6 protein-coding genes are annotated in these 11,622 nt (G+C 69.6%); 2 read left to right on the top strand and 4 right to left on the bottom strand.

The genetic code is table 11. The features are described 5' to 3' along the window. Positions 1 to 176 precede the first annotated feature (176 nt). The gene (locus MBR110_RS03275; protein ID WP_014723754.1) at positions 177 to 1,844 is read left to right on the top strand and encodes a Na+/H+ antiporter; all 1,668 of its coding nucleotides are present in this window, start codon (positions 177 to 179) and stop codon (positions 1,842 to 1,844) included. Between the two features lie 90 nt (positions 1,845 to 1,934). On the opposite strand, the gene MBR110_RS03270 is transcribed toward MBR110_RS03275, so the two are convergent. From MBR110_RS03270 to MBR110_RS03255, 4 genes are all read right to left on the bottom strand, one after another. After that, positions 1,935 to 5,531, bottom strand: coding sequence for an indolepyruvate ferredoxin oxidoreductase family protein (locus MBR110_RS03270; RefSeq protein WP_181709164.1), 3,597 nt, complete (start codon positions 5,529 to 5,531; stop codon positions 1,935 to 1,937). A 1,834-nt stretch (positions 5,532 to 7,365) separates the two neighbouring features. After that, a complete protein-coding gene (locus MBR110_RS03265) occupies positions 7,366 to 7,923 on the bottom strand; it encodes a sugar O-acetyltransferase (protein WP_014723756.1) in 558 nt (185 codons plus the stop codon). Positions 7,924 to 7,986: 63 nt separating this feature from the next. After that, complete coding sequence (locus MBR110_RS03260) at positions 7,987 to 8,955, bottom strand: ion channel (RefSeq protein ID WP_059668234.1); 969 nt, start codon at positions 8,953 to 8,955, stop codon at positions 7,987 to 7,989. A 196-nt stretch (positions 8,956 to 9,151) separates the two neighbouring features. After that, a complete protein-coding gene (locus MBR110_RS03255; RefSeq protein ID WP_011886189.1) occupies positions 9,152 to 10,171 on the bottom strand; it encodes a sulfate ABC transporter substrate-binding protein in 1,020 nt (339 codons plus the stop codon). Positions 10,172 to 10,617: 446 nt separating this feature from the next. Here MBR110_RS03255 and dapA point away from each other — a divergent pair, with 446 nt between their 5' ends. After that, positions 10,618 to 11,511 (top strand): 4-hydroxy-tetrahydrodipicolinate synthase, encoded by an 894-nt coding sequence (gene dapA / locus MBR110_RS03245; RefSeq protein WP_045578727.1) that lies wholly within the window; start codon positions 10,618 to 10,620, stop codon positions 11,509 to 11,511. Positions 11,512 to 11,622: the final 111 nt, after the last annotated feature.

Raw genomic sequence — 11,622 nt, 5'->3', positions numbered from 1 at the left:
CAAGCTCCGTGCAAGCGCTGAACACATATGCCGCACGCGCCTGCGCGCCCGCCGCACCAGCCTGGCGCAGCCGTGCTGCACCGTTTGCGTGCGCGCGCACCGGCGCACTCGAGCGCAGCGCGCACGTCGTCACGCTACACTGCGTACGGTCGTTCCATTCTCCTCGTGCCGTATCGATGGAAATCGTCTTCACCGTCCTCATTCTGCTGCTCACGGTCGCGCTGTCGGGCGCGCTCACGCGTGTGCTGCCGTTGCGGCTGCCGCTGCCGCTGATGCAGATCGCGTTCGGCGCGATGCTCGCGTGGCCCAGGCTGAACCTGCACGTCACGTTCGATCCCGAGATCTTCATGCTGCTGTTCATTCCGCCGCTGCTGTTCGCCGACGGCTGGCGGATCCCGAAGCGCGAGCTGTACATGCAGCGCCGCGCGATCCTGATGCTCGCGTTCGGGCTCGTGTTCATGACGGTACTCGCCGTCGGGTATTTCGCGCACTGGCTGATACCCGAGTTGCCGCTGCCGATCGCGTTCGCGCTCGCGGCCGTGCTGTCGCCGACCGACGCGGTGGCGCTGTCCGGCATCGCCGGCAAGGGCCGCATCCCGCCGCAGCTGATGCACATCCTCGAAGGCGAGGCGCTGATGAACGACGCGTCGGGCCTCGTCGCGCTGAAGTTCGCGATCGCCGCCGCGCTCACCGGCATGTTCTCGCTGCGCGACGCGTCGATCACGTTCGTGATCGTCGCGGCCGGCGGGCTCGCCACCGGCGCGGGCGTCGCGTGGCTGTTCAGCGCGCTGTCGACGCGCTTTCTCAACGCCGAGCAGGAAGGCGATCCGGCCCCCGGCATCGTGATGACGCTGCTGGTGCCGTTCGCCGCGTACCTGTTCGCCGAGCATCTCGAGCTGTCGGGCGTGCTCGCGGCGGTGTCGGCCGGGATGATGATGAATTACACGAGCTTCTCGCGCAAAAGCACCGTCGCGTCGCGCGTGCGCGCGGAGAGCACGTGGGCGATGATCGAGTTCGTGTTCAACGGCATGGTGTTCATCATGCTCGGGCTGCAGCTGCCGCACATCATCGGCAGCGCGCTGGTCGACGCGCACCACACGAGCGACGCGCTCGTCGGCCGGATGATCTTCAACGTCTGCGCGATGATGGTCGCGCTGTATGCGATCCGCTTCCTGTGGGTGTGGCTGCTGCGCTGGATCGCGAGCCGCCGCGCCGCGCGCCAGGGCCTGCCCGGCACGATGGCCGGCGTGCGCACGATCGCGGTGATGACGGTCGGCGGCGTGCGCGGCGCGGTCACGCTCGCCGGCGTGCTGTCGATTCCGGTCGCGCTGTCGAACGGCGCGCCGCTGCCGGGGCGCGACGCCGCGATCTTCATCGCGTCGGCGGTGATCCTCGGCTCGCTGATCGTCGCGATGATCGGCTTGCCGCTGCTGCTGCGCGGCATGCGCGCGGCGCGCAACCCGCTCGCCGCCGAGGAGCGCGCCGCGCGCGCGGCCGCCGCGCAGGCCGCGATCCGCGCGATCGACGCGTCGCACGACGCGATCGCGGCCGCGCTCGACGAATCGGGCGCCGCGCGCTGCGCGGACATCTCGGCGCGCGTGATGGACCTGTACCGCCGCCGCCTCGCCTCGCTCGCCGACGACGGCCCGACGCCGCGCGCGCAGGCGCATCAGAGCGAAACGATGGAGCTGCAGATGCGGATCGCCGCGGTGCGCGCGGAGCGCACGGTGCTGTATCGGCTGCGCAGCGAAAGCCGCATCTCGGACGAAACGCTGACGAAGCTGATCCGCGAGATCGATCTGTCGGAGACGGCGCTGTCGACGCGCAAGAAGGGCCTCGTCTGATGCGTCGATGCACGCCGCCGCGCACGGCCACCGCATGAAGAAACGGCGACGCTCGCGCGTCGCCGTTTTCGCATCGGGCGGGCGGTTGCGTTACTTCGCGACGACCACCGGAATCCCCTTCAGCATGCCGGCGCCCTTCATCTCGTCGAGCGCATGCTGCACGGCCGCGCTCGTCGCCGCGTCGATGCCGAGCTGCAGCGCGAGCTCGCGCTCCGCCCGCTTCACACCCGCGAGGTTGCGCACCTTCACGTGGCCGAAGCCGCGCACGCGCGCATGCAGTTCGGCCAGTTGCGCGACCTGCGCCGCGTTGGCGGCCGTCATCGCGGCGAGCGCGCGTGTGAGCGTCGTCTCGTAGTCGTCGGCGAGCGCGCGCTCCATCCGGCGCTCGGCCGTGCGGCCGAACGGATCGAGCGGCGTGCCGCGCAGGCTGCGCACGCGCGCGAGCACGCCGAGCACCGGCCACAGCCACTGGCCGAACACGCGCTTGTTCGGCGCGCTGCCGTCGCGGCCGGCCTTCGCGAGCGCCGGCGGCGCGAGATTGAACTTCACGCGATAGTCCTGCCCCGGCACGCCTTCGAACTGCGCTTCGAGCGCCGCGCGGAACGCGCCGTCCGCGTAGAGCCGTGCGACCTCGTATTCGTCCTTCACCGCGAGCAGGCGGTAGAAGGTCGTCGCGACCGCGCGCGTCAACGCCTCGTCGCCCTTCGCGCGCGCCGCGTTCACCAGCGCGCGGTAGCGCGCGACGTAACGAGCGCCGCCGTATGCCGACAGGCGCGTCTCGCGATCGGCGATCAACGCGTCGAGCGGGGCAGGCGTGTCCAGCGTGTCGGATGCTCCGGCCATCGGTGCGAGCCCCGCATGGCGCGCCCGCCACAACGCGTCGAGCCCCGTGGCGTCGCCGGCCGCCATCCGGCCGATCGAGAACGCGAGCTTGTTCATCGGCACCGCGACGTTGTTCAGCTCGATCGCGCGCATCATCGCGGCGAGCGACACCGGCACGAGACCGAGCTGCCACGCGTAGCCGAGCATCAGGATGTTCGCGCCGATCGAGTCGCCGAGGAATTTCGCGGCGAGCGCCTGCGCGTCGCAGCTCGACAGATGGCCGGCGCCGGCCGCGTGACGCATCTTCTCGAGCAGCGCGTCGGCGTGCAGGTTCGCGTCCGGGTTCTGCACGAACGACGCGTTCGGAATCCGGTGCGTGTTGACGACGATGCGCGTGCGCTCGTGGCGCACCGTCTGCAGCGCCTCGGCGCTCGCGCCGACCACCATGTCGCATGCGAGCAGCACGTCGGCCTGCTGCGTGTCGATGCGCACCTGGTTCAGCCAGCGGTCGCTCGACGCGATCCGCACGAACGACAGCACCGAGCCGCCCTTCTGCGCAAAGCCCATGAAGTCGAGCACCGACGCGCTCTTGCCCTCGAGGTGCGCGGCCATGCTGATCAGCGCGCCGACCGTCACGACGCCCGTGCCGCCGACCCCGGTCACCAGCATGTCGTACGGCGCCGCGTCGAGATGCGTCGCGGGCACCGGCAGCGCGTCGACGCGCCCGGCGAGCGCGGCCTCGTCGAACGCCGCGCCGGCCGCCTTCTTCAGCGCCGCGCCTTCGACCGTCACGAAGCTCGGGCAGAAGCCGTTCACGCACGAGTAGTCCTTGTTGCACGACGACTGGTCGATGCGGCGCTTGCGGCCGAGCGGCGTCTCGAGCGGCTCGACCGACAGGCAGTTCGACTGCACGCCGCAGTCGCCGCAGCCTTCGCACACCGCGTCGTTGATGAACAGCCGCTTATCGGGATCGGGGAACTCGCCCTTCTTGCGGCGGCGGCGCTTCTCCGCCGCGCAGGTCTGGTCGTAGATCAGCACGGTGACGCCCGGCGTCTCGCGCAGCTCGCGCTGCACCGCATCGAGCTCGCTGCGGTGATGGAACGTCGTGCCGGCCGGGAACTGCCCGTGATGGCCGTCGTGCTTCTGCGGCTCGTCCGACACCACGACGAAGCGCGACACGCCTTCGGCTTCGACCTGCCGCGCGATCTGCGGCACCGAGATGCTGCCGTCGACCGGCTGGCCGCCCGTCATCGCCACCGCGTCGTTGTAGAGGATCTTGTACGTGATGTTCGCTTTCGCGGCGACCGCCTGACGGATCGCGAGGATCCCCGAATGGAAGTAGGTGCCGTCGCCGAGGTTCTGGAACACGTGCTTCGTGTTGGTGAACATCGCGTGCGCGGCCCAGTCGACGCCTTCGCCGCCCATCTGGATCAGGCCGGTCGTGTCGCGCTCCATCCACGACGCCATGAAGTGACAGCCGATGCCGGCCTGCGCGATCGAGCCTTCCGGCACCTTGGTCGACGTGTTGTGCGGGCAGCCCGAGCAGAAATACGGCGTGCGCTTCACCGCGTCGGCTTCGTTCGACAGGATCTGCGGGGCGACGAGATCGACCACGCGTTCGCGGCGATCGAGCGCCGGCTTGTGGCGCGCGAGCCAGTCGGCGAACACCGGCAGGATGCGCGACGGGCGCAGCTCGCCGAGTTCCGACAGCAGGCACGCGCCGGCCGCGTCGTGCTTGCCGAGCACGCGCGGGCGCGCGCCGTCCGCGCGGTTGTACAGGTAGTCCTTGATCTGCTGCTCGATGACGGGGCCCTTCTCCTCGATCACCAGCACCTCGGCGAGCCCGTCGACGAAGGTGTCGATGCGCGTCATTTCGAGCGGATACGACAGGCCGACCTTGTAGATCCGCACGCCGGCCGCGTCGAGATCGTCGACCGTCAGGTCGAGGCGGCGCAGCGCCTCCATCAGGTCCAGATGCGCCTTGCCGCACGTGACGATGCCGACGTTCGCGTGCGCGCCCGGCGCGATCCACTTGTCGATGCTGTTGGCCCGCGCGAAATGGCGCACCGCGTCGAGCTTGGCGGCGAGGCGCGCTTCGATCGTCAGGCTCGGCAGGTCGGGCCAGCGGTTGTGCAGGCCGCCGGCCGGCGGCGCGAAGCCGGCCGGCGCCGGCCACTGCGTCTGCAGCGCGTCGAGATCGACGGTCGAGCCCGACTCCACCGTCTCCGAGATCGCCTTGAAGCCGACCCATGCGCCCGAGTAGCGCGACAGCGCCCAGCCGTACAGGCCGAATTCGAGCATGTCGGCGATGTTCGACGGGTTCACGATCGGCATGTGCCACGCCATCATCGCGAAGTCGCTCTGATGCGGCATCGACGACGACACGCAGCCGTGGTCGTCGCCCGCCACCACCAGCACGCCGCCGTGCGGCGACGAGCCGTACGCGTTGCCGTGCTTCAGCGCGTCGCCGGCGCGGTCGACGCCCGGACCCTTGCCGTACCACATCGCATATACGCCATCGACGGTGCGCTCCGGGTCGGCCTCGACGCGCTGGGTGCCGAGCACCGCGGTGCCGCCGAGCTCCTCGTTGATCGCGGGCAGGAAGCGCACGCCGCCGGCGTCGAGCAGCTTCTTCGCCTTCCACAGCTGCTGGTCGACCATCCCGAGCGGCGAGCCGCGGTAGCCGCTGACGAAGCCGGCCGTGTTCAGGCCCTGCGCGGTGTCGGCTGCGCGCTGCATCAGCAGCAGGCGGACCAGCGCCTGCGTGCCGGTCAGGAAGATGCGGCCGCGCGTGGCGGTCAGGTTGTCGGTCAGCCGGTAGTCGGATAGAGCGGGCGTGCCGTCGACGGGCAGGCGGGCGGTCATGGGGGATGTCTCCTGATTGTGCTTTGTGCTGTGCCGGGCCGCGCGCCGCGGCGTCGGACGACGCCGGCCGCGAGCAGCGGGATGGCTCTATTTTTTCGCGGGAAGGCGAGAAAGTTTTTTCTCATCTTGCTGACGCGGCGTCGAAGCGAGAAAGACTGCGCAGGTTTTGCAGCGGAATTGAGAGAGTTCTGCCGCAGGCCGCTGGGCGGCTCGCGGCGCATGTCGAGACGGGCGGGCGCGCTGCAGCGCTCACGCGGCGAGGCGGCGGCCGCGGGAGCAGCGGCACGTGCGCGCAAGGCCGCGCGGCAACGGTTTACGCGGCGGATCTCTAGCGTCCTCACCCGTGAAATGCACAGCGTTCGAATTGGTCGCGGGCGCCGGATATCCACAACGCCCGGCTGCAGGCGGACGCTCACCGGTCGATTGCACAGCGTTTCGAGTGTCGTCGGGGGGTGGATTATCCACAACGCAATCGGCCCGCCCATCCAGCGGATCGAGGCGCTCACCATTCAAATCCACAGGGCTGCGAGTCGATCCGGAGGCCGGATATCCACACCCGCCTGCCCGCTTCCCGCCGATGCGGCGGCGACGCTCACCGGTCGAATGCACAGGATTGCGAGTCGATTGGGCGGGGGCGATTGTCCGCAGCGGTGTGCGGCTCGCGATGCTCTATTTACTGCCGGCGCGGCAGGCGCGGAAGCGTGTAGGTGCGGGGCACCTCGGGGGCAGCCACACACTAAAAACCCTGTGAGTTCCGATGGTGAGCAGCGGCACGCAAGCGAATGAGGAGGCCGATTTGGCTGTGGATAGAACCCACCCATCACAACTCGAAACGCCGTGCATTCCGACGGTGAGCGACGGCAAATCGATCGAACGGCCGCGCCGATTCGGGAATGAATGGCCCTTTCCGCGATCACTCGAAACGCTGTGCATTTCAAGGGTGAGCGGCGATCGGGAGATCGATGTGGACAACTCACCCACGCGACCACTCGCAACACTGTGAAATCGAACGGTGAGCGTCGGCGCGGTATCGCATGACGACCGCCGATTCGGGCGCGAACCGACGCGAGCGATGCCGCGCAGCCCCGCGCGCCGGGGCTCGCGCGCACGCGGCCGCGCCGCACGCATCGGCGCTCACCGTCGGGATACACAGCACATCGACTGGTTCGGGCGAGCGCATATCCACATCGCGGCAAGCAGTCGAATGAAACGCGCGATCGCGAGTGCGGTTAGAATGCGCGACCGCCGAAGCCGTCCACGGGAACGCGCTAGGCCACGCAGGCAGACCTCGGGCGCGACCGGGCCGCGACGCTCACCATCGGAATACACAGCGCTGCGACTGCGTTCGGCGGCAAGTTATCCACAACGCGAAACGCGCGCGCGATCGATCGTCGAAGCGAGCCGAGCGCCTGAACGCGCAACGTGCCGAATGTCGTGCGGCGCGCGGAAGCCCGCGCGGCGCAAGCGTCACACGCGGGCGGACGCCGGCGCTCACCGTCCGCGAACACAGCGTTTTTCGTCGTTGCGCGCCAGGTTGTCCACATGCTGCGGCAGGCATTCCTGCCCACGGGCGCATGCTCACCGACCAAATGCACAGCATTGCGACTGCGTGCGAAGCGAGATATCCACAACCGACATCGCGCGGACGTTGGCCGCCCGCGCATGCGCAACGTCGGCTAATGCACACGCCGGCGCGCCCGCGCCAACCGCCGCAAAGCCGCGCCGCTTCAGGCTTGCGCCGCATGCTCACCGGTCGCTTGCACAGCATTTCGATTGAGCGAAATGCCGGTTGTCCACATCCGCCGCGCGGTGGCGTCGCCGCCGCCCCACGCCGTCACTCCGCGATCGAACGGACGATCCGCGCCGGGTTGCCGGCGACCAGCGTATTCGGCGGGACGTCGCGCGTCACGACCGAGCCGGCGCCGACCACCGCGTTCTCGCCGACCGTCACGCCGCCGAGGATCGTCGCGCCCGCGCCGATCCACACGTTGTTGCCGATCGAGATCGGCCGGGCCACGACCGCGTCGCGTCGGCGCGACGGCTCGAGCGGATGGCCGGACGTGATGAGGCTCACGTTCGGCCCGATCATCGCGTCGTCGCCGATGTCGAGGCCGCCGAGGTCGTAGAACGTGCAGTTCTGGTTGACGAACACGTTCCGGCCGATCCGCGTGGCTGCGCCGCCGGTTGCGTAGAACGGCGGAATCAGCAGGAAGCCGTCGTCGATCGGCTTGCCCGTCAGTTCGCCGAACAGGCTGCGGACTTCGTCCGCATCGGCGAACGTCAGCCGGTTGAGCCGCGCGGTGATCGCCATCGCGCGCGCGAGCTCGGCGCGCATCGCCGCCGATTCGGGCGTGCGCCGGGAAATGATCGTCGTGCGGTCGTCGTGGGCCATGCGGTGCCTTCTCCGTGGGTTCGATCCGGCGCGCGGCGCATCACGCTGGGTGCGGCGCGCCGCTCATGCGGCCGGCCCGGGCGCGCGCGCCGACCCGCCCGCATCGACCACCTCGCCTGGCAGACCGCCTGCGTCGCTGTCCGCGTCGACCGGCACGACCTCGTGAAAATGCGTGTAGTCGATGTGCGTGATGCCGCCCTCGTCGCGCATCAGGTCGACATAGCGGTGACGCCAGCGGATCTCGGCGTGGGCCCACGTGTGGCGCGCCTGCATGACCTGCGACGTCGTCTCGTCGGAGCCCTCGATCGTGATCAGCAGCGACGCGTCGCGCGCGGCGAGCGATTCGGCCGTTTCGCCGAACAGCGGGCTGGTTTCGTCGATCACGTGCATCAGGTTCCAGCCGAGCAGGAAGATCGGATGCTCGTTGCGCACGAGCGGCAGATCGTGGATCTTGCGCAGCGTATAGCCTTCGTGCGTGCCTTCGACCCGCATCAGCCGCAGTTTCGCCTGCGCTTCGGCGATCACGTTCTGACGCGCGTTGGCGGCGCGGACCATCAGCGTCATCCGCCCGTCCAGCGGCCGCACGATCGCGTAGCGCGCGAACAGGATCTTCGCCTGCGGTCGCGAAAAGCGCGCGAACACGAGGCCGGTGGCCAATGCGATGCCCGACATCCCGATGAAGATCTCGAACGTGGCGACGACGTGCGCGTAGACGGTCTGCGGATGCATGTCGCCGTAGCCGACCGTCGCGAGCGTCTCGACGCTGAAGAAGAACGCGCCGGTGAAGCCGGCCGGAGACTGGTTCGCGATCGGCTCGTGGCCGAGCAGGTAGAGCAGCGCGAAGCCGCCGTTGATCAGCAGGAACAGCACCGCGAGCGACAGGAAGAACACGGGCCAGGTGACCGTCAGCGCGCGGTGATACAGGTCGCGCCAGCCGAGCGGCGGCATGCCGTACGCGATCACCGGGCGGGTGCCGGACCAGATCCGGCGGCCCCGGCCGCGGGAGAAAGGGGAAGACGGATCGACGTTCATCGCGCGACGCCTGGGACAGGAAGGCGATGAGCGTAGCATGCGCGGGCGCGGGGCGCGCGTACGGTGCGGAGGTCGCGCGGGGAGGGGTTTCGTGCAGCGCTCACGCGCTGCACCGAGGCCGCGGTGCGCGCGAGATCGGCGCTGCGCCGACGGACGCGCGGCGCGCGAAAGATCGCGCCCTCCGCGCGCGCCGCCCTTACTTCCGGTCGACGATCACGCGATCGAACGTGCCGCCGTCGGCGAAGTGCGTCTTCTGCGCGTTCGCCCAGCTGCCGAAAACCTGCTCGACGCTGAACGTCTTCAGCGGCTTGAACTCGGCCGCGTGCTTTTTCAGCACGTTCGGATCGCGCGGGCGCAGATGGTGCTGCGCGACGATCTCCTGCGCCTGCGGCGTGTACAGATAAGCGAGATAGGCCTGCGCGACCTTGCGCGTGCCCTTTTTGTCGACGACCTTGTCAACCACGGCGACGGGCGGCTCCGCGAGAATGCTCGCCGACGGATACACCGCGTCGAATTGCGCGCCCGATGCGCCGGTGTCCATCAGCGCGACCTCGTTCTCGAACGTGACGAGCACGTCGCCGATGCCGCGCTGCGTGAAGGTCGTCGTCGCGCCGCGGCCGCCCGAATCGAGCACCGGCACGTTGCGGAAGATCGCCTTCTCGAAATCGAGCGCCTGCTGGTCGGTCGCGCCCTTCTGCTTCTGATAGCCCCACGCGGCAAGATACGCGTAGCGGCCGTTGCCCGACGTCTTCGGATTCGCGATGACCACCTGCACGCCCGGCTTCGCGAGATCGCTCCAGTCCTTGATGGCCTTCGGGTTGCCCTTGCGCACGAGGAACACCATCGTCGTCGAGTACGGCGAGCTGTTGTCGGGAAAGCGCGCGCGCCAGTCCTTCGACAGCAGCTGGCCGCGCTCGGCGAGCAGGTCGATGTCGTTCGGCTGGTTCATCGTCACGACGTCGGCCTGCAGCCCTTGCAGCACCGACAGCGCCTGCGCGCTCGACGCGCCGTGCGACTGCTTGATCGTCACCGTTTCGCCGGTCTGCTGCTTGTACGCCGCGGCGAAGCTCGCGTTGATGTCCTTGTACAGCTCGCGCGTCACGTCGTACGACACGTTGAGGATCGACGTGTCCGCGTGCGCGGCCGTTGCCGCCACGACCAGCGCCGCCGCCGTGCCGGCGTGCAGCCAGCGGCCGATCACCTTGATGCCTGCCATCGCGATATACCCCGTTTCCAGTGGTGGTGAATGTGCGTGACGGCGCGCGTGCGCACCGTCATCGAAACGTAAGCGGGCATTCTAGCGGCCGGGCGCCGCGCGCCTTCCAATCTGTCGTGGAAAGCAAATCTGGAATTCTGCTAACGCGGCACGCCGGCTCGCGCGCGCGCCGGCCGCGGTGTTAAGATCGCCGCTCAGCCCTTTTCCGGTCCATCCATGTCCGCTGCTCCGCACTCGCTGTCGATCCTCGCCGCCACCGCGGCAGGTGTGCGCGCGGCCGGGCTGAAACTGAAAAAACGACTCCTCGACTGACGGGGACGTCGCGTCCCGTCAGGCGAATGCCGGACGGGATGCCCGCGGGTCGTTTCTCCTTGCCCGCATGCCTCGCTCCGGCGCCCGCCGGCGGAACGGTTCCTCTCCACTCCGTTCTCACCATGAGGCTTTGCATGCACACACGTTTCGAAGGTATCTGGCTGCCGATCATCACGCCGTTCCACGACGGCGAGGTCGACCACGGCGCGCTCGCGCGGCTCGCGCGCCATTACGCGGCGGCCGGCATCGCCGGCTTCGTCGCGGGCGCGACGACCGGCGAGGGCGTGCTGCTCGACGCGCGCGAACAGGATGCGGTGTTCGCGACGCTGCGCGACGCGGCGCCCGGCATGCCGATCGTCGTCGGGCTCACCGCGAGCGCGACCCACTTCGCGGCCGCCCGCGCACGCGAGCTCGCCGCGCTGCGGCCCGACGGGCTGCTCGTCACGCCGCCCGTCTACGTGAGGCCGACGCAGGACGGCATCCGCCGTCACGTCGAGGCGATCGTCGCCGCGGCCGATGGGCCGGTGCTCGTCTACAACATCCCGTACCGCACCGGCGTGAACGTCGAACTGGAGACGTTGCAGGCGCTCGCGCGCGATGCGCGCGTGGCCGGCGTCAAGGAGTGCGGCGGCACGCTCGACCGGCTGAGCCGGCTCGTGCACGACACGCCGCTCGCGATCCTGTCCGGCGACGACAACCAGAACTTCGCGGCGCTCTGTGCAGGCGCGCACGGCGCGATCGCGAGCAGCGCGCACGTGCTGCCCGAATGGCACGTGCGCATCCACGCGCTGCTGCGCGACGGCCGCCTCGCCGACGCGCGACGGCTGGCGGTCGCGTTGCAGCCGCTCGTCGCGGCGCTGTTCGCCGAGCCGAATCCCGCGCCGGTGAAGGCGCTGCTGGCCGCGCAAGGATGGTGCGAAGACGGGCTGCGGTTGCCGTTCGTGCCCGCGAGCGCCGCGTTGCGCGACAGGCTCGGCGAGCTGTGGGCGGCGCTGCAGGCGCACGCGCCGGCGGTTGCGGCGGTGTAGGACGAGGGGTATGGGCGCGTGGGGCCGGCTGGGGTGGGGGCCGTTGTGCGGCGAAGCGGTCGGCGGGCCGGGGCGCCGGGTGAACCGCAAGCGGTGCGTTTCGCCGACCGG

The organism is Burkholderia sp. MBR-1, from assembly GCF_013822785.1.
Taxonomy (GTDB): domain Bacteria; phylum Pseudomonadota; class Gammaproteobacteria; order Burkholderiales; family Burkholderiaceae; genus Burkholderia; species Burkholderia vietnamiensis.
This window is presented reverse-complemented; position numbering and strand designations above follow the sequence as displayed.

Excerpts from the sequence above, each read along its gene's own strand:
- dapA (WP_045578727.1), top strand. The coding sequence starts at position 10,618 with ATGCACACACGTTTCGAAGGTATCTGGCTGCCGATCATCACGCCGTTC.
- MBR110_RS03260 (WP_059668234.1), bottom strand. The coding sequence starts at position 8,955 with ATGAACGTCGATCCGTCTTCCCCTTTCTCCCGCGGCCGGGGCCGCCGG.
- MBR110_RS03275 (WP_014723754.1), top strand. The coding sequence starts at position 177 with ATGGAAATCGTCTTCACCGTCCTCATTCTGCTGCTCACGGTCGCGCTG.
- MBR110_RS03265 (WP_014723756.1), bottom strand. The coding sequence starts at position 7,923 with ATGGCCCACGACGACCGCACGACGATCATTTCCCGGCGCACGCCCGAA.
- MBR110_RS03255 (WP_011886189.1), bottom strand. The coding sequence starts at position 10,171 with ATGGCAGGCATCAAGGTGATCGGCCGCTGGCTGCACGCCGGCACGGCG.
- MBR110_RS03270 (WP_181709164.1), bottom strand. The coding sequence starts at position 5,531 with ATGACCGCCCGCCTGCCCGTCGACGGCACGCCCGCTCTATCCGACTAC.